Annotated in this window: 21 protein-coding genes; 12 read left to right on the forward strand and 9 right to left on the reverse strand. The window is 56.8% G+C overall.

What is annotated here, in order from left to right; genetic code table 11:
- Positions 1 to 62: 62 nt before the first annotated feature.
- Positions 63 to 1,055 carry a metal ABC transporter solute-binding protein, Zn/Mn family gene (locus FH039_RS06400; RefSeq protein WP_139680642.1) on the reverse strand — a complete coding sequence of 331 codons (993 nt, stop codon included), beginning with the start codon at positions 1,053 to 1,055 and terminating at the stop codon, positions 63 to 65.
- A gap of 92 nt (positions 1,056 to 1,147) precedes the next feature.
- On the opposite strand from FH039_RS06400, the gene FH039_RS06405 reads away from it, so the two are divergent.
- Entirely contained in the window at positions 1,148 to 2,935 is a 1,788-nt protein-coding gene (locus FH039_RS06405) for a DUF4932 domain-containing protein (RefSeq protein ID WP_139680643.1), read from the forward strand.
- Here the strand turns inward: FH039_RS06405 and FH039_RS06410 are convergent.
- From FH039_RS06410 to cysS, 3 genes are all read right to left on the reverse strand, one after another.
- Entirely contained in the window at positions 2,914 to 3,231 is a 318-nt protein-coding gene (locus FH039_RS06410; protein WP_139680644.1) for a hypothetical protein, read from the reverse strand. The two genes, FH039_RS06405 and FH039_RS06410, sit on opposite strands and share 22 nt — an antisense overlap.
- A 12-nt stretch (positions 3,232 to 3,243) precedes the next feature.
- Positions 3,244 to 3,891 (reverse strand): phosphoribosyltransferase, encoded by a 648-nt coding sequence (locus FH039_RS06415; RefSeq protein ID WP_139680645.1) that lies wholly within the window; start codon positions 3,889 to 3,891, stop codon positions 3,244 to 3,246.
- A gap of 89 nt (positions 3,892 to 3,980) precedes the next feature.
- A complete protein-coding gene (gene cysS / locus FH039_RS06420; protein WP_139680646.1) occupies positions 3,981 to 5,411 on the reverse strand; it encodes a cysteine--tRNA ligase in 1,431 nt (476 codons plus the stop codon).
- Positions 5,412 to 5,596: 185 nt separating this feature from the next.
- Here cysS and FH039_RS06425 point away from each other — a divergent pair, with 185 nt between their 5' ends.
- The 6 genes from FH039_RS06425 to FH039_RS06450 are packed head-to-tail and all read left to right on the forward strand — an operon-like array spanning position 5,597 to position 10,757.
- Positions 5,597 to 6,631: an FKBP-type peptidyl-prolyl cis-trans isomerase gene (locus tag FH039_RS06425; RefSeq protein ID WP_394344264.1), complete on the forward strand. Its 1,035-nt coding sequence runs from the start codon at positions 5,597 to 5,599 to the stop codon at positions 6,629 to 6,631.
- Between the two features lie 43 nt (positions 6,632 to 6,674).
- Positions 6,675 to 7,583 carry a hypothetical protein gene (locus tag FH039_RS06430; RefSeq protein WP_139681703.1) on the forward strand — a complete coding sequence of 303 codons (909 nt, stop codon included), beginning with the start codon at positions 6,675 to 6,677 and terminating at the stop codon, positions 7,581 to 7,583.
- A gap of 8 nt (positions 7,584 to 7,591) precedes the next feature.
- Positions 7,592 to 8,194: a CPBP family archaeomyxosortase MrtA gene (gene mrtA, locus FH039_RS06435; RefSeq protein ID WP_139680648.1), complete on the forward strand. Its 603-nt coding sequence runs from the start codon at positions 7,592 to 7,594 to the stop codon at positions 8,192 to 8,194.
- A 46-nt stretch (positions 8,195 to 8,240) separates the two neighbouring features.
- Positions 8,241 to 8,993, forward strand: a complete 753-nt coding sequence (locus FH039_RS06440; RefSeq protein ID WP_139680649.1) for a heparan-alpha-glucosaminide N-acetyltransferase — start codon at positions 8,241 to 8,243, stop codon at positions 8,991 to 8,993.
- 38 nt (positions 8,994 to 9,031) lie between these two features.
- A complete protein-coding gene (locus FH039_RS06445) occupies positions 9,032 to 9,646 on the forward strand; it encodes a hypothetical protein (protein ID WP_139680650.1) in 615 nt (204 codons plus the stop codon).
- Positions 9,624 to 10,757: a hypothetical protein gene (locus tag FH039_RS06450; protein ID WP_139680651.1), complete on the forward strand. Its 1,134-nt coding sequence runs from the start codon at positions 9,624 to 9,626 to the stop codon at positions 10,755 to 10,757. Before FH039_RS06445 ends, FH039_RS06450 begins: the two co-directional genes overlap by 23 nt.
- Here FH039_RS06450 and thiD read toward each other — a convergent pair.
- The 3 genes from thiD to FH039_RS06465 form a co-directional block, all read right to left on the reverse strand.
- Positions 10,726 to 12,021 carry a bifunctional hydroxymethylpyrimidine kinase/phosphomethylpyrimidine kinase gene (thiD, locus tag FH039_RS06455; RefSeq protein WP_139680652.1) on the reverse strand — a complete coding sequence of 432 codons (1,296 nt, stop codon included), beginning with the start codon at positions 12,019 to 12,021 and terminating at the stop codon, positions 10,726 to 10,728. The two genes, FH039_RS06450 and thiD, sit on opposite strands and share 32 nt — an antisense overlap.
- 4 nt (positions 12,022 to 12,025) lie before the next feature.
- Positions 12,026 to 12,775, reverse strand: a complete 750-nt coding sequence (locus tag FH039_RS06460; protein WP_394344266.1) for a sulfide-dependent adenosine diphosphate thiazole synthase — start codon at positions 12,773 to 12,775, stop codon at positions 12,026 to 12,028.
- Between the two features lie 115 nt (positions 12,776 to 12,890).
- Positions 12,891 to 14,480, reverse strand: a complete 1,590-nt coding sequence (locus tag FH039_RS06465) for a hypothetical protein (protein WP_139680653.1) — start codon at positions 14,478 to 14,480, stop codon at positions 12,891 to 12,893.
- Positions 14,481 to 14,623: 143 nt separating this feature from the next.
- Between FH039_RS06465 and thiC the strand changes: the two genes are divergently transcribed.
- From thiC to FH039_RS06485, 4 genes are read left to right on the forward strand one after another with little or no spacing between them, the layout of a single operon-like run.
- Positions 14,624 to 15,904, forward strand: coding sequence for a phosphomethylpyrimidine synthase ThiC (thiC, locus tag FH039_RS06470; protein WP_139681705.1), 1,281 nt, complete (start codon positions 14,624 to 14,626; stop codon positions 15,902 to 15,904).
- Positions 15,905 to 15,910: 6 nt separating this feature from the next.
- On the forward strand, positions 15,911 to 16,570 hold the full coding sequence (locus FH039_RS06475) for a phosphoribosylaminoimidazolesuccinocarboxamide synthase (protein ID WP_139680654.1): 660 nt from the start codon (positions 15,911 to 15,913) through the stop codon (positions 16,568 to 16,570).
- On the forward strand, positions 16,567 to 17,499 hold the full coding sequence (locus FH039_RS06480) for a formate--phosphoribosylaminoimidazolecarboxamide ligase (protein ID WP_139680655.1): 933 nt from the start codon (positions 16,567 to 16,569) through the stop codon (positions 17,497 to 17,499). Before FH039_RS06475 ends, FH039_RS06480 begins: the two co-directional genes overlap by 4 nt.
- On the forward strand, positions 17,496 to 18,086 hold the full coding sequence (locus FH039_RS06485; protein ID WP_139680656.1) for an IMP cyclohydrolase: 591 nt from the start codon (positions 17,496 to 17,498) through the stop codon (positions 18,084 to 18,086). Before FH039_RS06480 ends, FH039_RS06485 begins: the two co-directional genes overlap by 4 nt.
- Here FH039_RS06485 and FH039_RS06490 read toward each other — a convergent pair.
- Positions 18,076 to 19,371 carry a sodium:solute symporter family protein gene (locus tag FH039_RS06490; protein ID WP_139680657.1) on the reverse strand — a complete coding sequence of 432 codons (1,296 nt, stop codon included), beginning with the start codon at positions 19,369 to 19,371 and terminating at the stop codon, positions 18,076 to 18,078. The genes FH039_RS06485 and FH039_RS06490 overlap by 11 nt on opposite strands.
- Positions 19,340 to 19,528, reverse strand: coding sequence for a hypothetical protein (locus FH039_RS12255; RefSeq protein ID WP_139680658.1), 189 nt, complete (start codon positions 19,526 to 19,528; stop codon positions 19,340 to 19,342). Before FH039_RS12255 ends, FH039_RS06490 begins: the two co-directional genes overlap by 32 nt.
- A 186-nt stretch (positions 19,529 to 19,714) precedes the next feature.
- On the opposite strand from FH039_RS12255, the gene FH039_RS06500 reads away from it, so the two are divergent.
- Positions 19,715 to 21,565: a prolyl oligopeptidase family serine peptidase gene (locus FH039_RS06500; RefSeq protein WP_139681706.1), complete on the forward strand. Its 1,851-nt coding sequence runs from the start codon at positions 19,715 to 19,717 to the stop codon at positions 21,563 to 21,565.
- The last annotated feature ends 14 nt before the right edge of the window (positions 21,566 to 21,579 follow it).

Consider the following 21,579-nt stretch of genomic DNA (forward strand, 5'->3'; position numbering starts at 1 on the left):
GCTCTTTATTCCCTATGATGGCAAAACACGGCCACAATGGGGAAAAGAAAAGTGAATCCGAATCATCTCTTGAGTATGACCCCGAGGGCAACGCCGAGGACTATGCCGACGACCAGGGAGAGCGCCACGTACCTTCCCACATCGTCCCTCTGGGCCGGCAGGGTTTCTCCCGGCCTGCCGCCGAGGGCCTTAATCACCGCCGCGCTGTTCTCGATTAGAACCTCCGTGTAAGGTCTGTCGCTCCAGAAGACCGTTATCTCGGCGAGCGGCTTCCCGCTCTTTGCCGCCAGCTCCTTCGCCGCGTCCTTCATCTGGTCGGGGCTGTCGAGGGCGTAGACCACGAGGTCGGTTCCTTCGGCGGTTCCGAGGAGCTCGTCGATGCCTATCGCAGGAACCTCCTCCTCGGGCTTTATTGAGGCAGCTGCCCTTATCCCGAGCCACTCGATGGCGTACTCGTCGGGCGGCATCTGGATGACGGCGGTTTTGTTGCCCTCAACCAGCGCCCTGTACGCCTCCACTATCGCCTCGACCCTGCTCTCGAAGTCCCTGTAACTCGCCCTGTAGAGCCCCGCTTGGGTGGGGTTGGCCCTCTCGAGCGCCTTTTCAGTCGCCCTCGCTATGGCCAGGGCGTTGGTCGGGTCCAGCCAGACGCCGTGGGGGTTGTCCTTGTCGTTGTACCAGTGCTCGGGGAGATAGCGGAAGCCCTCGCGCTTGTAGTCATCGAGGAAAAGCGCCTCCCCCGTTATCGTTCCCTCCTCCTTCAGCTCGGCTATCTTCTTCTCCACGGGCAGGTGGCCGCCGGTGGTTACTATCACGTCGGCTTTCCTCAGGAGTTCGATCTGGCTCGCGGTCAGCTGGTACTCATGGGGATCCGCGCCGGGGGGAATTATGTAAACCACATCCACGGAGTCCCCGAAGGCGTCCTGAACTATTGAGGCAATCGGGGCTATGCTGGTAACTACGAGGGGTTTCTCTGAGGAGGCCCCGGCGAAGGGGATGAGCCCTGCCGTCGCGGTTAGTAAGATGAGTGTGATAACCAATCCTCCCGCCCTCATTTTCGGTCACCCGAACTCTTCTTCCGAAATCGCTTTAAAAAGCCCTCGGAAGCTTTAAATACCAGTTGCCCGAAATACCACAGGGTGTCGTGATGAAGCGACTGTGGGCTTTAATAATCCTGTCGCTCTTCATCGGAGCGGCCGCGCCGCAGGTGACCGGCTACGATGTGACCGAACGGGTGAGCGTTGAGATAAGTCCCAACTCCGAGCTGCTGAGCGTCGTTTACTACCTCGCCTTTGGCCACGACCCCTTCGTCGTAGACCGCGGGGGCTACCTCGATGAAGTTGATTCATATTTCGCCCCCTACAGGAACCACCGCGCGGTTCAGATGCTGCGGGAGCACCTTGAAAAGGCCTCTTCCATCTCGGAGAGGGACATGAGGCTGTTCTACATCGAGTATTATCTCCTCCTCTGCACGGAACCTCCTGAGCTCCAGCCCTGGGGGAACATCGACGACCCCTGGACGCTCGACTTCATCGGGGCATTGAGGGACTTCGCCAGGGAGAGCGACTTCATGACCTTTTACAGAACCCATCAGGATTACTACCTGGAAGACCTCCGGATATACGAGAACGCCCTCTCGCTCCTCCCGCCGGACGAGTTTCTGAGCAGATACACCGACGCTTCCAACGTCCGCTTCGAGTTCCTGCACCCGTTCCTGGTGGCGATACACGGCCACAGCTTCAACCCCGTCAGGGACGGCGTCCAGATATACGGGGCTGGGGGAATGGTACCCCTCGTTAGGCGCGACCCCCAGAGGACGGTTTGGAGCTACAAGACGGCGAGGGACACGATGTTCGGCCTGCCCCTCAACAGGGACTACGTGAACAACACGGGCCTTGACGAGCTTATCTACCTGGGCTTCGTCTACCACGAGCTGGGCCACGACATCACCCTGCCGGGCCTCTACGCCAACTACGGCGACACTTACTCCCTGGCCTACCTGGAGGACACCATTGAGGAGGACATGCCGTACCTAGCGCGCTACGACATTCACTTCTGGGACCGGACGGGAATGATATACGAGGGCTTCGCTGACGGCTGGCTGGACTTCGCGCTCTCCAACGTGGACCCCGACTACGCGGCCTTGGCGGTGTGGCTCCAGAGGGCCTGGGGCGAGTTCTGGATAGACGAGGTGCTCCGGCTCTACGGCAGGTACGCGGCAATGAGCGTCCAGAACTCCGTTCCCCTCAACGACTACGTGGACGAGATGCTCGTTGATCTGAGGACGATGATTCCCCCCGAGAACGCCGGCAAGCTCTACGACGAGCGCGTCCCGGTGACCCCGCTGAGGGCCTTCGACAGGGGTGCGGTGAAGGGTAGAGTAGTGATAGTTTACGGAACCCAGAACCCCGACCCTTCGGGGGTCGAGAGGGACAGGGAGACGGCCGATACAATAGCCCAGAACCTCAGGGTCTTTTACTCCCAGTGGAACGGGACGGTGGAGGTTTCGATCAAGGCGGACGTGAACGTCACCGACGAGGACCTGAACTCGAACCTGGTGTTGGTCGGAGGGCCCTACTCAAACTCGCTCGTCGATGAGCTGGACGAGGGCTTTCCACTGCGCTTTGTGCCCGCTGGAGACGGCCACTGGATCCTCGAGAGGAACCCCGACTGGGAGGTTTACTCCTACGTTCTAACCAGCAATGAGGAAGACCCCGTTATCACGGGGGAGCTCGAGGACATCACGGGAACCGCCGCAATAATGGCCGTGAGGAACCCACACAACCCGGCCAATTACATCGTCTGGGTGGCGGGGGAGAACAGGAACCTGACGGCCCTCTTCCAGAACCCGACGTACTACCTGAGCAGCTACGAAATATGGAGTGAAAAGGGAATAGAGATGGGGTTCTACGTTCAGCCGCTGGCGTCTTCCTGAGGGAGGCTTTCCCTTTTTCCATTTCCGTTGCTCTTGATGTGAGGCTTGCCGATGGCTATGGTGAAGCCCTTGAAGCTGTCGTCCTTTCTGTTGAACTCTATCGCCAGCGGAAGGCCGTTGTCCTCGTTGAAGACGATCCTCACGATCCTCGCCCGGGAGTGGTCGTTGAGGTAGTCCTCTTTGAGACCGTCGTAGTTCTCGAGCACCTCGTCTATGCTCTCGCTGTGCATTTCGTAGATTTCCCTGGCGTAAACGCTGTGGTTTTTGATTTCCTGAACCCTCTTTTCCCGGTCCAAGCTATCACACCCTCAGGCTTTGCGCCAGGCTCCCTCGCGGAACTTAAAAACTTTCCTGCGCTCCGCCATTCTGAGTGCTTCCTCAAGCTTGCCCTTCGGGACTTCCATCCCGTGGAGCTCCTTGAACAGGTCGATGATTTCATCGGTTGTTAAGGCTTCCTTCTCCTCAAAGAGGTTGCCAACGAGGTTTATCATGTCCTCAACGAAGTTCCACGGGAAGACTATCCACGCCCAATCGATCTCCTCGCCGTAGTAGTCGGGCTTGAAGCGCGAACCCCTGATGGTGAGGAGCGTGGCGACCCTTATCTCGGCCGGCCCCTTGCCCTCGATGTAGTTCCTGGCGAGCGTTAGGCTCTCCCCCGTGTCGCTGATGTCGTCGACGATTAGAACCTTCTTGCCGCCCAGGTCGTAGTTGCTGCCGTACTTGAGCTTTGCCTTCCCGTCCGGGGTCGCTGTGACGCCCCAGTGCTCGACCTTGAGGCTGACGAGGTCCTTGATGCCGAGGTAGTCGCAGTAGAGCCTCGCTGCAACCCAGCCGCCCCTGGCAAGCCCGACCACAACATCGGGCTTCCAGCCGTCTTCGAGAATCTTCCAGGCACCTTCCTTTGCCCACCTTTCTATGTCGTCCCAAGAAGCGAGATAAGCCGGAAACTTCTTCATTGGATTTCCCTTAATTGAGCGGAGGGAAGGGTGTATTTAAGTGTTTTGCTCCCGGGCGTTGATTGGGAGATGATAAAAAAGGTTGGAAATCAGACCTTAACCCTCTTCCAGACCGTTCCCTGCGGGGTGTCCTCGAGCTGAATCCCCATCTCCCTGAGCTCTGCCCTTATCCTGTCGGCCAAAGCAAAGTTGCGCTCCTTCCTGAGCTGGGCGCGGACGTCGATGAGGAGCTGGATAAGGGCCTCCTCCTCGCCCGCCCTCTGCTCCCTGAAGTAGTCCTCGAAGATGCCGAAGACCTCGCTTACGATCCTGAAGAACTCCAGCGCCTTGCGGAGGATGCTCTCCTTCGGCTTTTCAGCCTTCGTTAGATACCTGTTGACTGCGTTGCTCGCCTCGAACACCGCCTTCAAAGCCTCGGCAGTGTTGAAGTCGTCGTCCATGGCGCTGTAGAACTTCTCCCTCGCGTTCCTTATAGCCTCGTAGGCCTCGAACTCTTCCTGACCCCACTTGAATGCTATATCGGCCCGCTCCATGGCCACGCGGATGTTCTCGAGGGTGTTGTAGAGCCTCTCGAGGTTGTTCCTAGCGTGCTCTATGCCCTCCTCAGTGTAGTCGAGCGGCGAGCGGTAGTGCCTCTGGAGGATGAACAGCCGTATGACCTCGGGGTCGTAGCGCTCCAGCATTTCTCTGATGGTCACGAAGTTGCCGAGGCTCTTGCTCATCTTCTCCCCGTTCACCATCAGGAAGCCGGTGTGGAGCCAGTACTTGACCCACTCGTGCCCTGTGCAGGCCTCGGTCTGGGCTATCTCGTTCTCGTGGTGCGGGAAGATTAGATCGTTGCCGCCACCGTGGATGTCGAAGCTCTCGCCGAGGTACTTGGTGCTCATCGTGGAGCACTCTATGTGCCAGCCGGGCCTTCCCTCGCCCCAGGGGCTTTCCCATTTGGGCTCCCCGGGCTTGGCTTTCTTCCAGAGGGCGAAGTCCTCGGGATTCTTCTTGCCCTCGCCGGGCTCAACGCGAGCGCCCTTCCTGAGCTCCTCGAGCTTTATCCCGCTCAGCTTTCCGTAGTCCCTGAACCTCTGAACCTCAAAGTAAACGCCGTCGCTTCCCTCGTAGGCGTAGCCCTTCTCCTGGAGCTTCCTCACGAACTCTATAATGTCGTCCATGTGCTCGGTGACGCGCGGATAGACGTCGGCGGGCTTGACCTTCAGGGCCTTCATGTCCTCAAGGAAGAGGCGGAGGAACCTCTCGGCAAGCTCCCTCGGATCCTCGCCGGTTTCATTCGCCCTGCGGATGATTTTATCGTCGATGTCGGTGAAGTTCATGACCATGAGAACGGTGTAGCCGCGGTGCTCAAGGTATCTCCGGATAACGTCGAAGGCCACGTAGGTTCTGGCGTGGCCGAGGTGAGTGTAATCGTAAACCGTTGGCCCACAGACGTACATCCTGACCTCCCCGTCTCTCAAAGGCCTGAACTCCTCCTTCCGCTTTGTCAGGGTGTTGTACACTCTTATGGCCATCTTCTCACCACCGGGGGAACTTCGTGAAGCCCTTTTATTAGGTTATCGCCTTCATCATGGCCAGATTTGTGTACGCGGCCCGTTCTTTTTTGAAAGTCTGGGAGCGTGTGTGCACGGCCGCCGGCAAAAGCTTAAAAAGCAACCCTCTCAATCCGGGGTAGAGCAGGAAAAAGGAGGTTACGATGATGAAGGTTCAGAAGGGAGACGTCATAAGGCTTCACTACACCGGAAAGGTCAAGGAGACCGGCGAGGTCTTTGACACCACCTACGAGGAGGTTGCCAAAGAAGCCGGAATCTACAACGAGAACGGTATTTACGGCCCGGTTCCGATAGCCGTCGGCGCCGGTCACGTTCTCAAGGGCCTCGACGAGCAGCTTGAGGGCCTCGAGGTCGGAGAGAAGTATGAGATAATAGTTCCGCCCGAGAAGGGCTTTGGAAAGCGCGACCCCAAGCTCATAAAGACCTTCACCCTCGGCCAGTTCAGGAGGCAGGGCATCTACCCGTTCCCGGGAATGCCGGTTGAGATCGAGACCGAGGGCGGCAGGAAGCTCAAGGGCCGCGTCCTCACCGTCAGCGGCGGCCGCGTGAGGGTTGATTTCAACCACCCCTACGCCGGCAAGCACCTCATCTACGAGGCAGAGGTTGTTGAGAAGATTGAGGACCCGATAGAGAAGGTCAAGGCCCTGATAGAGCTCCGCATGCCCCGGGTGGACACCGGGAAGGTCATCATCGAGGTTGGCGAGAAGGACGTTACCGTGGACTTCAGCAACGCCGGACTTGAGAAGAACACCCTAGTCCTCGGAGAGATACTCCTCGAGAGCGACCTCAAGTTCATCGGCTACGAGGAGGTCAACTTCAAGCCGGGCGTTGACGAGCTCCTCAAGCCGCCCGAGGAGAAGGGCGAGGAAGTCGTGGAGCTCGAGGAAGAGGTCAGCGAGCCCCTCCTTGAGAAGGTTGAGGAGAAGGCTGAAGAGGCCAAGGAAGAGCCTGAGGCTGAGGCGAAGCCGGAGGAAGCCACCGAGGAGGAGCCCAAGGAGAAACCGGAGACCAAGGGGGCTGAGGAGGCGGAGAAGGAGAAGAAGCCCAAGAGGAAGACTACGAGAAAGAGCACCAAGGGCAGGAAGACCAGGAGAACGACGACCAAGAAGACCACCAGCAAGAAGAAGACCAAGGTGGTCGAGGAGAAGAAGGGCGAGTCCACAGCCAAAGACTCGGAGTGAGGTTTTTAATCCCTCACTTTTTATATCTATTCTGGTGTGGTGCATGGTCAGCGAGGAGAGGCTTAGGATACTGCTGGAGGACCTCGGCTCGAAGTTCGTTAAGGATGACATTCCAAAGATTCGGAGTGCGCTGCTGGCCCTTCGAAAGGTGAGTGAAATCCCGGTCTCCCGTCTCAACCCTTCGACTGGGTATCATCCGGTGGTGATTTTCAAGAGGAGATTCGGAAGGATTCAAAAGGAGGTTCCCGTCTCCATCGTGGACCTGAAGGTTCTCAACAGATACAACATGCCCGGATGGCGGAGGGAGATTGAATTTTGGCTCGATAATGATGTGGCCCTTCAGGACAGCATCATGGGAATAGAGGCCCTCATGATAGGCGACCCCAGACAGCTGAACAGGCTGGGCGATGTCCTTCGTCGGATTCTTCAGCAGATGAATTATCGTCCGCGGAGGCTGATTCTCTTCTACAGCACAATCTACATGGACTTTGGGGCGGACCGGTACATTCAGATAGACCTCCGCGGGGGAGACATGGAGCTGACGCTGATAAATATGAAATTAAGCGAGGCATCCAGCTATCTCGGAAGGGCCATAACCGGTATAGACTCCTCGTTCGGCAACAAGAACATGGAGTTCTATAAGCTGCTTTTTGCATACGCGACTGAAACACGGAGCTCTTTTGACTGGTTTTTCCACAGATACATATACCCTCGGCTAAATCCGGAGCAGAAGGAGTTCTTTGAGGAGATGCAGGACTACAGGAACTTCCTCACCCTCCTCTACTCCTACATGAACCGTCTCAACAAGGACCGGATTGGAACGGAGGTTGGCATAAGGGTCATCAGAAGGGCCAATCCAAAGAGACCGCTTGAAATAGGCATAGTGTTCACGAACCGGGGCATAGAGATAAGGAGGTACGCAAACAACGTCCAGATAAGCTTCATGGTGTGAATGCCCCTATGAAACTCAGACGCAACCCGTACGTTCTCTACGCGCTTTCCCTACCATTTATCATCGCGGTCCGCTACAGCGGCGGCGGGCTCTTCCTCTGGGCGGGCTACAACGTCCTGTTCTATTTCGCCCTCCCCCTAGTCCTGGCGTATGCCCTCGGTTTCGAGCGGGGGGAGCTGGGGGTTCGGGCGGGCAGGCTTTCTGAGTACCGATGGGCCCTCTTCCTTTTCATCGCCACAATCCCTCTGAGCATCTACGGCACGACGATTCCGTCGATGAAGGAGTACTATCCAATATTCGAATACTCTGGACCGCTTGATTTCATCGTCAAGGAGCTGGCGGTAGGGGTGATAATGTTCGCCCACGAGGCTTTTTACAGGGGAATACTGCTCTTTCCCCTCGCCAGGAGGAACGAGTGGCTCGGGATTCTGGCGCAGGATGTTCCCTACGCCCTCGTCCACATTGGAAAGCCGGGCATAGAGGTTCCATATTCGTTCGTGGCGGGGATAGTCTTCGCCAAGCTTGACCTTCGGGCCGGAAGCTTCCTCCCCAGCTTTCTCCTCCACTGGCTTGGCTCGGTGCTCTTCGACGTCCTGTGCGTCCTCCTATAGGCTAGGATGGCGAAATAGCTATTAGGGATCAGCCCCAAGAAACCTTATGCTGGGCGCCGAAGTGTACCTGAAGGGCCGGTACTGGGAGGTTGACCTCCTCCGCGGCATCGGAATAACGATGATGGTGGTCTCAAACTTTGTCACAGACCTCTGGCTCTTCCTCAACTACTCCGGGCACCGCACGTTCTGGTTCGCCTTCGCAGTTGTCACCGCCTCGATATTCGTCTTCACATCTGGCCTCTCGTTCTGGATAAGCTATTCCCGAACGGTAAAGAGAAACCCCCAACCGTACATGAAGTATTTCCGGCGCTTTCTCAAGCTATTTGGCCTTGGTATGCTCATAACCCTCGTCACCTCCCTTCTCCCGGGTGAAATGACGATTCACTTTGGAATCCTCCACTTCCTCGGCGTGGCGGCTCTCCTGGCCATTCCATTTCACCGGTTCGAGAGAAAGAACCTTTTCTGGGCAGTCTTTTTCATCCTCGGCTATTTCCTGGTGAGCAGCCTCCACGATGGCCTCTGGCTCCTCCCCCTGGGCATTACGCCCGAGAACTACTTCGCTCCCGATTACTTCCCGATTTTTCCCTGGTTTGGAGTGTACCTGCTCGGAATGACCGCTGGGAGCGTTTTCTACCCCGGGGGAACAAGAAAAATGCATCCTTCCCTGCCGCAGAGTCCCGCGATTCACTTCCTAACCTTCGCTGGCAGGCACACGCTGGCAATATACCTGCTCCACCAGCCGGTTCTCGTGGGCCTGCTGAGGCTTGTCCACGGGCCTATCCCGGGGCTTCCAATTTAACCGGAAAATTTAAAAAGTTCGTTCCAACTTTGAATCGTATGAAGGTGGAAATCGAAGCGTTTATGGAGCCTCCTTCCATTGAAGAGTGCCTGAGAAAGGCCGCGCTCGACGCGCTGGTGGACGAGACGGTCAGGGTCAGGGGAGATTTCGTTAGTGAGCTTTTCCACCCAGGTCCGTGGGAGAGGTTTAAGGAATGCACCCGGCCAAAAGCGAGCGTCGAGTTCTCGGTGGGCGGGTTATTCATCGCCCGGGGTGAGGAGGACTACCTACGGTTTGCGGAGGGAATTTTAAGCATCGGGGCCGTCGCAAGGGGCAGGTTTGAGGTGGCCTTAAGGCTGGCGGGGCTTACGGAAACGCACCTCTTGGCGGACCCCGTGGACGATGGAGTCCAACTGTCGTTCGCGGGCTTCTACGGCATGGTAAGGCTCTCCGAAGGCGGGATAACCTTCTCGACGGAAGAGAGCACCGTGCAGGTGCCTCTTGAGGACTACCTCGGCGCCGAGGAGCGCTTTCTCAGTTCCCTCGCCTTCGACCTCAGGGAGCTGTTCGAGACCTGCTCAAAGCACGGACTTGAGAGGGCGTTCCTCGAGAACACCCGGCCGGTGAGGCTTCTCCTGAAGGTGATTGGCTATGAGAACGGGGTGGGACGTTGAGGTAACGCGGGAGTGGCTACTCGAAAATCTCCTGGAACTCTCGAGGTCGGGCGACTTCCTCGAGTACTCCCGGAAGGACTGGGACGACTACGGGGTTCTAAGCCTCTGGCAGGGCGACCTCCTCGTCTTCGGGGCGGACGTTTTCCTCGGCCAAGCTCTCGAAGAGCTGGCCCTCCTGAACTTCCACCTGCTCGGGACTGAGGCACCGCTCGACCTTGGAAAGCCGCGGACGGGAAAGCTTGAGGGGAGGCCCTTCCACCGGGCCCTCGCGGGAAAGAACTTCGACGCGTTCTTGGGGGAGCACCTGATATTTAGCCTCGGCTCCTACGACCCCTGGATAGACCTGCACGTCGTTGATGACGGGAAGACCCTGGGGATCCTTTCCCTCGAGTGGTACGGACCGCACCAAGAGCTGTACTTCGAGGTTCCCAAGGAGGAGTGGCTCGACTCAACGGTGAGGCTCTTCACGATGGTCGTTAGGGACTTCGAGAGGATGCGGGGGACGCTTCTCAGGCACGGCCTCATTGAGGCACCTCAAAAAATCGGGCGCTACCGGGTAATCCTGAGGAGCCTTCTCGACGCGTATCCAATAGACCTCGACGCCCTGCCACCGGCTTACGCCCCCTGGGAGGTGGAGGAAGTCCTGAGAACGGCCTCGAACTTCCTGTTCCGGGGGAGTGCCGAAGGGGCAAAGTGCGTCCTCGACTCGCTCGAAAACCCCAACCACTACTGGCAGGCGCTCTCCAGAATCCACGGGAAACCGGAGACCCTCGAGCGCCTCTACCGCCTCCTTGATGAGCCATACCGCTCTGAGGCTCTGGCCCACCTGGCATACCTATACACTGTGGATGGAAAGCCCGGGGACGGATCGAGGATCGCGGAGGAGCTAAGGAGCGATGCAGCCCACTGGAACCTCGCCTTGGGACTTCTCAGAGTGGAGTGCTATGAAGAGGCCATAGCAACTGCGGAAAGAATCGAAAACGCCTGGCTTAGGGGAGGAGTTCTCATCAGGGCCTACCTCGATCGGCCGGAGCTGGCCGAGGAGATAAAGGGGATAGCGCCGGAGCACGTTAGAGTCTTCATCGAGGAAAGGGAGAAAGGAGGACATTGACCCTTTTCACGACCTCCCGCGCGTCCCTTCCGAAGATTAGAACCATCGGCTCCTTGCCCCAGTCCCCGAGGTGGTAGATTAAATCGGGCCTCTCTCCAGCCCTCTTAACGGCCGTCTCTATTCCCCATTCCATCGTTCCCCTCCCGGCTCTCTTTACCTCCTCCGGCTCCTCCCTGCGGTCGTAGAAGGAAACGACGAGGCCGAGCTCTTTGGCCCGCGCTATCAGCTCTTCCGAATAGCACAGGTTCAGGACGGCCCGGGTTTCTGGGTAGAACTCGCGCATCCTGAGCAAAGCCCTCCTCAGGTGGTCGCTGGCGTTAAGTTCCACGGGGCCAACAGGCTTTACCGTTTTTCCGTAGCGGACGATTCTGCCCTTAACTGCGAAGACTTCGCCGAGGGGAGTCGCGAGCGCGAAGTTCGTTCCCACCTCCGGAACGTGGGAGTTTAACTTTTCCCCGAGCTTCACCAGCTCTCCAACGGCCCCTTCAAGCTCTTCCCTGGCCCTCCAGCGGTAGGCATCTCTCTGGAGCTTCCAGAGGAGATTGACGGCCTTCGCTTCGGCCTTTGAGAACCTTATGGCGCCTTCGACGAAGCTCTTAGCATTTTCCACTGCCTCGGGAAGCTCAAACTCCTTCGCCAGAAAAGCGGCCAAGGCTGACGAGAAGGCACAGCCCGTCCCGTGGGTGAAGCCATCAACCCTTTCCCCAGGAAACTCAAAGAACTCCCCGTTCCAGTAGAGGACGTCGGTGAAGTTGAGATGCCCGCCCTTAACTACAACCGCTTCCGCTCCAAGCTCCTCCGCCATGGCCCTCGCCGCTTCTCTCATGTCTCCAACCGAGCGGATTTCGATGCCCGTAAGTGTTTCTGCCTCGGGGACGTTGGGGGTGACTATCGAGCCACTCACGAGGACCTTGAGCGACTCGACGTCATCAATGAGCCTCTCACCGGTGCTCGAAGCCATCACCGGGTCGAAGACCCTCGTTAAGTCCTCCGTCTCCTTGGCAACGACCTTGGCTATCTCCCCGCTCCCAAGCATGCCCACTTTGACTGCCTTAATATCGAAGTGCCCCTTAACGGCCCGTATCTGGTCCCTCACGACCTCCACTGAAAGAGAGAAATAGCCGGAAACCTTCTCGGGGTTCTGGTAGGTGACCGCTGTAAGAATTGGGAGCGGGTGCTCCCCTAAAGCCGAGACCGTCTCGATGTCAGCCTTCAGTCCAGCTCCCCCGCCGGTGTCGAGGCCCGCTATGATGAGAACGGCCATTCCATCACCTCAGCTTTTCGAGAATTTCGAAGGCCGCTTTCCTCCCGCTGAGGAACATTCCGCCGAATATCGGGCCCATTCTCGGGGCACCGCTTATCGCGTTCGCGGCCATTCCGGTGACGTAGAGGCCGGGGAAGATTTCCTTCGTGTGCTTTACGGTGAGCTCTTCGCCCCTCTCGGCCCACATCGGGCCCTCTCCGGGAACCTCAAGCAGGCCGCGCCTGACGAGGTGTTGCGTAATCTGCGCCCCGTGGCCCGTCGAATCGATTACAAACTTCGCCTCGACGGTGAGCGGGTCCACGTGGAGGCCCGTCATGAGAACCGGCGTCCAGTTGATTACGATTCCGGCCACGCGGTCGTCCTTGAGAACCAAGTCCTCGACCTCAATCATGTTGAAGAACCTCACGCCGGCTTTGACGGCCTTGCTCGCTATTGTCGTTGCTGTTTCGATAGCATCTGCAACGTAGAGGCCGTTTTTAAAGGGCTTGTACGTTATCCCGAACTCGTCGAGGATTTCCCTGGCTTCCTCCTGGACGACTATCCTGTTGAAGCCCATCGCGCCGCCCCAGATTCCGCCGCCGGTGGAGAGCTTCTTCTCGAATATCGCAACCTTTGCCCCGTTCTTCGCCAGGTAATAGCCTGCAACCATCCCCGAGGGGCCCGCGCCGACTATCGCCACGTCAAGGCTCAAACTCTCAAGAAGCTCGGCCGTGTAGGCCTCTATTATCGCCCTGCTTATCTCTATTTCTCTCATCACGACCACCCAAAAACCTTTTAAGGCTCGCTAAAAACTGAGTTTTGAAATTTAAAAACTTTGTTATAAGTGGGTTTTAAACCGGCAGAAAATGCGAGTAGCGAAAAAAGAAAAATCAACGGTCATGCCCGGTGTTGATATTATCCGGGCAGTAACCAGTACGCGGGTCACAGGGCGGGCTGTAGCCAGGATCCCCTGGGATGAAGATATCTCCAAACATTCCAGTTAGGGGGTACTTGTCACCTTTGTACTCAAATGCCACTTTACTGGAATATATTGTGACGCGTACGTTGGTATCTTTGTACTTTTCTTTCAATGCCATTGAAACACTTACTAATGAAGATATCCTCGTTTCTTTAGTTAGCCCCACTCCAATTGCTAATGTGAAAGGTGCGATTTTTGTGTTTCCTCCGCCAATGACTCCCAGCACTGGTGCTGAAGCTGAAAACAGTGGTAGGGTATTTACTCTATGACTAAAGTAATATGTGTTGGTGAGAAGCCCTCCCTCGCTTTCCATAACGCCCTTGGGAGTCCAGTACCTATGTACAAACAGCATCGTCCTGCTCATCGGTCCTCCGTTCTCCCTTGGCCATCCGGGTTCTACGAACTCTCTCAGGCGCATGTCCTTTTCATCTGGTTTCCCCAAGATAACGTACGCGTAGGTGTCGAGAGGTTTTTTGTTCCAGACCTCACCATTGATGTAATCAACTCTATAGAGCTGGTACTTGGCAAACGTCACGCTACCCCTAATTCCGGCCCCAATAACGGAAGGCGAAGTTAACTCTGAACCCCATATCTTAATCGTTGATTCAGGGATCCTGAGGGAGTTTTTATTTATTACATATGAATGCCCAAGTATCTTTCCTTCCACTGAGCCACTGACACTTCCTTTTTCAATGGCTCCCACCGCAGAGAAAGCTAGCTCCGCGTTATTGTCTGATATTGCATCGTAGTTTAAGGAGATAAAAACGTTATTTACCTTATCAGTGTCTCCAGTTACTTGAAACGCAGCCACCGGAATGATGCTGGCTGTTCCTAACGTCTTCTCGTGAAGCCACTCAAAACAGTACCACGTCCGATCGCCACCTTCATAGAACACTGGCGAACAGGAAGACTCAAGAAGTGATAATCTCTCAGAGGAGATGCCAATGGTTTCTCTGGTTTCCTTTGAGGTTACCCTCCCATGATCTCGTAGCATCCTCATGACTTCTCCCTTGTCGTAAAGTCTGTCAATAGCATTGCCGTCGAGTTGGACCTTGATCGTCATTCTGGATACAATCCCGTTAACCGTGAGGGGAACCGTTTTCATGAAGTAATTCAGATTGCCATCTCTGTCAACAGTAGTCCCCAGCAGGAGCAGGGAAGGTTTCACGCTCCCCGGGTCGATGCTTTCGGCCGTTAAGTACTTGCTCCATTCGCGCATGGCATGGAGTACACGGTAAAAGTCTATTGAGATCTTGCCCTTACCGGAATAAACTCCGAGGTCCATCAGAGAGCCGTTGGGCATAAGCATTGAGATCGTAACCGTCGCCGGGTCATCGGTGGGCAGTTCAACCTCGAAGGAGGGCTCGAAGATAAAGTTCCGGTAGTAATCCACCCTCGTCCCGTAGTATTCGGTGGACTTCACTGGAATCTGGGAGGCTGCAAAAACCGACGCTGACACCACGGCAAGTATCAGGAGAAAGACTATTGCCACTCTTTTCACAGGATCACCTAGATAGTTTATAGTATCTACAACTTCAAAAAGTTTTCGGTTGAGCGCCCAAAAACCTTTTAAGCCGCGCTCAAAACTAAGTTTTGAGATTTAAAAACTTTGTTATAAACGGGTTTTAAAACCGGGTGATGGGAATGACCCAGCTTGAGGAAGCTCAAAGGGGAGTAATCACGGAGGAGATGAAGTTCATCGCCGAGAGGGAGGGAATCAGCGCCGAGAAGCTCAGGAGGAGCGTCGCCAAAGGCCATACTGTCATCTTCCGCAACGTCCGCCACGACTGGGTTAAGCCCGTCGCTGTCGGCAACGTCGTCCGCGTGAAAATCAATGCCAACATAGGCACCTCCCGCGACATCGTCGACCTCAAGGCCGAAATAGAGAAGGCTAAGGTCGCTGTCAAGTACGGGGCCGACACCATAATGGACCTCTCCACCGGCGGCGACCTCGATTCGATAAGGAAGGCCATAATGCACGCCGTTGACGTGCCGATTGGGACGGTGCCTATTTACCAGGCGGCGGAGGAGATGTTGGCAAAGGGAAAGGCAATCATCGAGATGAGCGAGGACGATATGTGGAAGGCCGTTGAGAAGCACTTCAGGGACGGCGTTGATTACACGACGATTCACGTTGGAGTCACGAAGGAAGTCGTCGAGAAGATGAAGGGTACGAAGAGAATCGTCGGCATGGTCTCGCGCGGGGGGACGTTTTTAGCTGCCTGGATACTTCACTGGGGCGACGAGAATCCTTTCTATAAAGACTACGACTATCTGCTTGAGCTGGCCAGGGAGTACGACGTCGTTCTCAGCCTCGGCGACGGGTTGAGGCCTGGCGGACTGCCAGATGCTGGCGACGAGCTTCAGATAGCGGAACTCTACACCCTCGGGAGGCTCGTTAGAAAGGCCAGGGAAGCCGGAGTTCAAACGATGGTCGAGGGGCCAGGCCACGTTCCGATAGACCAGATAGGGGCCCAGGTGAAGCTCGCCAAGATCGCCACGGACAATGCTCCTTTCTATGTGTTGGGTCCGATAGTTACCGACGTTTTCCCAGGCTACGACCACATCACGGCTGCCATAGGCGGAGCAATAGCCGCCCTGAACGGCGCCGACTTCCTCTGCTACGTAACGCCGGCGGAGCACCTCGGACTGCCGACGGTGGAGCACGTGAGGGAAGGGGTTATAGCCGCCAGGATAGCCGCTCACGCGGTGAACCTGACACGCTTCGAGGCCGACTTTAGGAAGGACTACCTCATGAGCCTGGCCCGCGGTAAACTCGACTGGGCGGGACAGTTCGAGCTGAGCCAGGACAGAGATAGATTCATCGAAATAAGGAAGGAGAGACCGACAAAGACCGAGGCCTGCTCGATGTGCGGCGACCTCTGCGCGATAAAGCTCATCAACGACATGCTGAGGGATGGGTGAGGCGGAGTGAGGCTCATCTACCGCGGCAAGACCAAGGACGTCTACGAGGACGGCCCCCACCTAATCTTCCACTTCAAGGACACCGTCCTTGGCAGAGCAGGGAGAGAAGACAGCGGGGGCAACGAGGTAATCGGTGAGAGGGAGGGAAAGGGAAGCATTGTCCTGGAGCAGACGGAGTTCTTCTTCCGCCTTCTTGAGAAAAACGGCTTAAAGACGCACTTCGTCGAGCGGATTGACAGCAGAAAAGCCCGCTTCCTGAAGGCAGAGAGGATTCCGCTGGAGGTCGTCTACCGCGAATTGGCCTATGGGAGCTTCCTGCTGAGGTACGGGCGCTGGGTAAAACCCTTCCAGAGGCTTGGAATGGTTGAGTTCACGCTGAAGGACGACTCCCTCGACGACCCGATCATAGCTGAGGAAGCAGTGGCTGCCCTCGGAATCGCGAGCGATGGGGAGCTTAGAGAAATGAAGTCAATCACGAGGAAGGTCGCGGAAATCTTAAGGAAGTTCTTCTCCTCAAAGGGCCTCCAGCTGGTGGATTTTAAGCTCGAGTTCGGGAGGCTGAATGGAGAGATTCTGGTGATAGACGAGCTCAGCGGCGACACTATGCGCGTTGCCAAAGGCGGGAGAATCCTGAGCAGGGAGGAACTGTTGGAGGTGATTGAATGATTATCTCGACGATAGCTTCGCACTCCTCCCTCCAGATTCTCCTTGGGGCTAAGGATGAGGGATTCAAGACAAGGCTCTACGTGAAGCCCGAGAGGAGGGCCTTCTACGCCTCCACGAGGCTCGCGGACGAGCTTGTCGTTACGGAAGAGATGGGCGCGATTCTTGAGGACGATGGAATAGTAATTCCGCACGGCTCCTTCGTCGCTTATCTCGGGCTTGAGGCAATAGAGAACGCCAAAGCCAAGTTCTTCGGCAACAGGCGTTTCCTCAAGTGGGAAACCAGCTTTGAGCTCCAGGATAGGGCCCTTAAAAAGGCCGGTATTCCGATGGTTGAAGTCATCGAGCCCGGAGAGGCCAAGCCGGACGAGCTTTACTTTGTCCGCCTTGAGGGACCGAGGGGTGGAAGCGGGCACTTCTTGGCTTACGGTTATGAACTGGAGGAGAAGACCAAAGACCTGAGCGAACCCTACAGGATTGAACGCTTCACAGACGGAGTTTACCTCTACGTCCACTTCTTCTATTCGCCGATTTTAAACCGTTTGGAGCTCTTTGGCGTTGATGAGCGCCTGGTCATTGCGGACGCAAACAAGAGGCGGCCCTTCAGGACCCTCCCCTACACCATAGCGGGAAACAAGGCAGTAGCGCTGAGGGAGTCGCTCATTCCAGTGCTCTACGATTACGGATTGGCTTTCGTCGATGCCATGGAAGAGCTTGAACCTCCCGGCATCATAGGACCCTTCGCTCTCCACTTCGCCTACGATGGTGAATTCCGCTGCATAGGCTTCGCCTCGCGCATAGACGGCGGCAGCAATGCCAAACACTGGTACTCGGCCCTCTACTGGGAGAGGCCGATGCTCATGGGCGAGAGGATAGCGCGCGAGATTAAGCTGGCCCTCGAGGAGGACCGCCTCAGGGAGGTGGTAGCTTGACGTACACCGGAAGGACCCTCGGAATCGGTCTGATGAACGGCAAGCCCTTCGCATTCTACCTCCTCTGCTCCCGTTCTTTTCCCCAGAGGAGGGCAGTGGTGAGGAGAAACGCGGTTTACATTGAGAACTTAACGGAGACGGACAACCCCTACGTCAGCTACCCAGTCGTGAGGCTCCTCGATGACTACGCCGTCGTGACGAACGGCCTCCAGACGGACTTCATGGCCCAGGCCCTTGAGTGGGAGAGCCCGAGGAAAGCCCTGGTTCATGTCCTGGATGTACTCGACTACGAGCGCGATTCCTACTCAACTCCGAGAATAGCCGGGATAATTGAACATGGAAACGGTAAGGGCTGGCTCGGCTTCGCCGGGAGGGACGAGTTCTGGGTTAAATCGCTGGAGCTGGAGGAGGGGACGGCATTCGTGACGGCGACCTACGACCTTGGCTTCGTCGAGCTCGATTTCCCACCCTTTTCAACGGCGGAAGGGCTTGCTGGGAGAGTCATGGGGCTGCCCTTCGAGAACAAGGTTCTGGCGATTGGGGTCGTGGAAGAGAAAAAAGGATGGAGGCTGGCCGTCAGCCCCTGACCGAAAAGGCCTCCTCCAGCTCCCCCTCAAGCGGCTCTGCCCTGGTGGCGAGGCTCACGAGCACCATAACAACGGCGGATACCAGTGCTCCGCTGACGTAGATGTACTCCCAGTACTGGAAGGACACGACACCGGTTATTCCCAGCACCGCGGCCAGGGAACCGGCCGCCATGCCGGCCAGAGCGCCCTCCTTCGTGGCCCGTCTCCAGTAAATGCCGAGCACGAGGGGTATGAAGACGCCGGAGGTGTACACATCGTAGGAGTATATCAGCAGCTCCACGATCCCCTGGATGGTGAGCGCCGCCACCAGGGAGAGCAGGCCAATGGCGACGGTGGTTATCACCGAAAGGTTCAGCAGCTTCTTTTCGTCGGCTTTGGGGTTGATGAAGCTGGCGTAGATGTCCCTCACCATGTGGGATGTTGCCGCGGATAGAAGGGAATCCGCGGTACTCATCACCGCGGCCAGGACGGCCGCCACGAAGATCGCTCCCACGCCGCTCCCGAAAACCGTAATGACCAGCGCGGGCACGGCGGTCTTCGGTGAGTTTATTATCGACTCCGGGTTGCCGGAGAGGGCTATGGCGAGCATGCCCGCAAGTGCCGGCAGGAACGAGAGTGCCATGAGCAGAGCGCCGGCGTATATCGCGCCCCTCCTTGCCGTCTTCTCGTCCTTCGCCGCGAACAGCCGCTGATAAAAGTCCTGGCCAATGAGGGTGTACATTACCGTGGCCAGGAGCGTCAGGGCCAGGAGAGATGCTCCCAGCGAGGTGAGGCTGAAGTAGCTTGAGGCCGGCTGGGGAAGGCCCTGGATGCCCTCCAGCGCACCCCTCAGACCGTTTATTCCCCCCACCTTTATGAGGCCGAGAACCACGGCCACGAAGATTCCAACGCTTCCGATGATTACCTGAACGAAATCCGTAAGCGCCACCGCCCACAGTCCTGAAAAGGCCGTGTATGCTATGAAGACCAGCGTCGCAAGCACCGCTCCAGCCGTGCCGGGCAGTCCAATCGCCTCGAAGATCGCCGAGGCTGCCCAGACCTGTGCCCCCAGTATGCCAACGAGCGCCAGGAGCGACAGCAGGGCCGCCAGCAAGCGGATGGTCTTGCTCCTATAGCGCATCTCCAGAACGTCCGGCACGGTGTAAAGTGCCAGCGCGCGCATGGGCCTTGCAAGGGTCAGACCGAGAACCAGAAGCCCCAGGCCGCAGGCGAAGCCGTACCAAATTCCACCTAACCCGTACGTTGCTCCCCAGCTAGCTCCGCCCAGGATGAAAGCCACCACCATAGTGAGTGGCTGCAAGGGTTCCTACGCTAAGTCCCAGTCCCAGCCTCCTTCCGGCGAGCAGGAAGTCGGCCGAGGTTCTGATGTACTTCCGCGCGTACGCTGATATCGCTAGCATCGCTCCCATGTAAACCGCTATTGTCGTCCATATTGCGTCCATTTCCAACACCTCAACGGGACGGTCGGGAGAGATAGCATCCCAATATAATTTTTTTCCATGAAATCATGGAAGAACGACTAAATAGACAACTTACTTGCGGCGGTTTCTGTCGTTTTGACATATCACTTTTCGAGCTTCACCGATACTCTTATTAGCGCTAAAGCCTTCATCTTAATGGTGATTCTCATGGAGGACCAGTACATGTGGATGGAGAACCTAGAGGATGAGCGCGTTTTAAAGGTGGTCGAGGAGGAAAACAAGCGTTTTAGGGAGTTCATTGGGGGACTGAGCGACGAGCTTTTCCCCGAGGTCTGGGAGTACTACTCAATGCCGACGCTCTACGGTGCGAAGCTCACCGAGAAGGGCATCATAGCGATGTACAAGGAGAGGGAGAGACAGCTTATCAGATGGCTCGGTGGAGATGTCATAGTTGATTCCAAGGCCCTTGAGGAGGAGCTTGGCGATGAGGTCCTGCTTCAGGGCTTCACCGCCGACGGAAAGGGAAGGTTCCTCGCCTACAGCTTCTCCATCGGAGGCGCCGATGAGGGGATAACCCGAATCATAGACCTCAAAACAGGAAAGCTCATCGACGAGATGAAGCCCTCGGTCTGGAACGTGACCTTCCTTGAGGACGGATACTACTTCTCCCGCTTCTACCGGCACGGTGAAACGCCCGACGGGGTTAAGGCTCCAGCGGTGAGGCTCTTCTGGAAGGATGGGAACGGGGAGAAGATGGTCTTCGGAGAGGGCCTCGGCTCCGGCTACTTCATCGGGCTGAGGAAGAGCACCGATGGAAAGACTGCGATGGTAACGGTGACCTTCGGCTGGAACAGGGCTGAGATATACGTCGGGCCGATAGCGGAGCCGGACCGGTGGGAGAAGGCCTACTCTGCAGAGGTTCCGGCGGAGCCGATCGATGTAATCGACGGAAAGCTCTACGTCCTCACGAGGGAGGGGAGGGGCCTCGGAAAGGTAATAAGGGTGGAGGACGGAAAAGTTACCGAGGTCCCCCCCGAAGGCGAATTCCCGCTGGAGTGGGCGGTCATCGTGGACGGAAAAATAATCGCCGGCAGGCTCGTCCACGCGAGCTACCGCCTTGAGGTCTACTCCCTGGACGGCGAAAAGCTTGACGAGGTGACCTTCGACCTTCCGGGGAGCGTCTATCCACTCGACGCCGACGGGAAGAGAGCTTTACTCCGTTACGAGAGCTTCACGGTTCCCTACAGGCTCTACGGGTTCGATGGAGAGCTCAACCTCATAGGGGGGCAAGAAATTGAAGGTGACTTCAGGGTCGAGGAGGATTTTGCAGTCTCCAAAGACGGAACGAGGATTCACTACTTCCTCGTTAGGGGCGGGAGGGACGAGAAGAAGGCATGGGTCTTCGGCTACGGCGGCTTCAACATAGCACTAACCCCGAGGTTCTTCCCGCAGGCTATACCCTTCATAAAGCGCGGCGGGACATTCGCCATGGCCAACCTCCGCGGCGGTTCCGAGTACGGCGAGGAGTGGCACAGGGCGGGAATGAGGGAGAACAAACAGAACGTCTTCGATGACTTCATAGCGGTTCTGGAGAAGCTCAAGGCAGAAGGTTATAGAGTTGCCGCGTGGGGCAGGAGCAACGGCGGGCTTTTGGTTTCTGCCACACTCACCCAGAGGCCGGACGTTATGGACGCCGCGCTGATAGGCTACCCCGTCATAGACATGATGCGCTTCCACAAGCTCTACATCGGCAGCGTTTGGATCCCTGAGTACGGCAACCCCGACGACCCGAAGGATAGGGAGTTTCTGCTGAAGTACAGCCCTTACCACAACGTTGACCCTGAGAAGAGCTATCCCCCGACGCTTATCTACACCGGCCTCCATGACGATCGCGTTCATCCGGCACACGCCCTCAAGTTCTTCATGAAGCTGAAGGAAATGGACGCGCCCGTCTACCTCCGCGTGGAGACCAAGAGCGGCCACATGGGTGCTTCACCCGAAACGAGGGCGAGGGAGCTGACGGATTTGCTCGCGTTCGTGGTGAAAATCCTTTCTTAGCTTTCTCCATTTTT

Source organism: Thermococcus indicus (assembly GCF_006274605.1).
GTDB lineage: Archaea > Methanobacteriota_B > Thermococci > Thermococcales > Thermococcaceae > Thermococcus > Thermococcus indicus.

Coding starts and splice junctions, on each gene's coding strand:
- FH039_RS06400 (WP_139680642.1), bottom strand. CDS start 1,055: ATGAGGGCGGGAGGATTGGTTATCACACTCATCTTACTAACCGCGACG.
- FH039_RS06405 (WP_139680643.1), top strand. CDS start 1,148: ATGAAGCGACTGTGGGCTTTAATAATCCTGTCGCTCTTCATCGGAGCG.
- FH039_RS06415 (WP_139680645.1), bottom strand. CDS start 3,891: ATGAAGAAGTTTCCGGCTTATCTCGCTTCTTGGGACGACATAGAAAGG.
- cysS (WP_139680646.1), bottom strand. CDS start 5,411: ATGGCCATAAGAGTGTACAACACCCTGACAAAGCGGAAGGAGGAGTTC.
- FH039_RS06425 (WP_394344264.1), top strand. CDS start 5,597: ATGAAGGTTCAGAAGGGAGACGTCATAAGGCTTCACTACACCGGAAAG.
- FH039_RS06430 (WP_139681703.1), top strand. CDS start 6,675: ATGGTCAGCGAGGAGAGGCTTAGGATACTGCTGGAGGACCTCGGCTCG.
- mrtA (WP_139680648.1), top strand. CDS start 7,592: ATGAAACTCAGACGCAACCCGTACGTTCTCTACGCGCTTTCCCTACCA.
- FH039_RS06440 (WP_139680649.1), top strand. CDS start 8,241: ATGCTGGGCGCCGAAGTGTACCTGAAGGGCCGGTACTGGGAGGTTGAC.
- FH039_RS06445 (WP_139680650.1), top strand. CDS start 9,032: ATGAAGGTGGAAATCGAAGCGTTTATGGAGCCTCCTTCCATTGAAGAG.
- FH039_RS06450 (WP_139680651.1), top strand. CDS start 9,624: ATGAGAACGGGGTGGGACGTTGAGGTAACGCGGGAGTGGCTACTCGAA.
- thiD (WP_139680652.1), bottom strand. CDS start 12,021: ATGGCCGTTCTCATCATAGCGGGCCTCGACACCGGCGGGGGAGCTGGA.
- FH039_RS06460 (WP_394344266.1), bottom strand. CDS start 12,775: ATGAGAGAAATAGAGATAAGCAGGGCGATAATAGAGGCCTACACGGCC.
- thiC (WP_139681705.1), top strand. CDS start 14,624: ATGACCCAGCTTGAGGAAGCTCAAAGGGGAGTAATCACGGAGGAGATG.
- FH039_RS06480 (WP_139680655.1), top strand. CDS start 16,567: ATGATTATCTCGACGATAGCTTCGCACTCCTCCCTCCAGATTCTCCTT.
- FH039_RS06490 (WP_139680657.1), bottom strand. CDS start 19,371: ATGGTGGTGGCTTTCATCCTGGGCGGAGCTAGCTGGGGAGCAACGTAC.
- FH039_RS12255 (WP_139680658.1), bottom strand. CDS start 19,528: ATGGACGCAATATGGACGACAATAGCGGTTTACATGGGAGCGATGCTA.
- FH039_RS06500 (WP_139681706.1), top strand. CDS start 19,715: ATGGAGGACCAGTACATGTGGATGGAGAACCTAGAGGATGAGCGCGTT.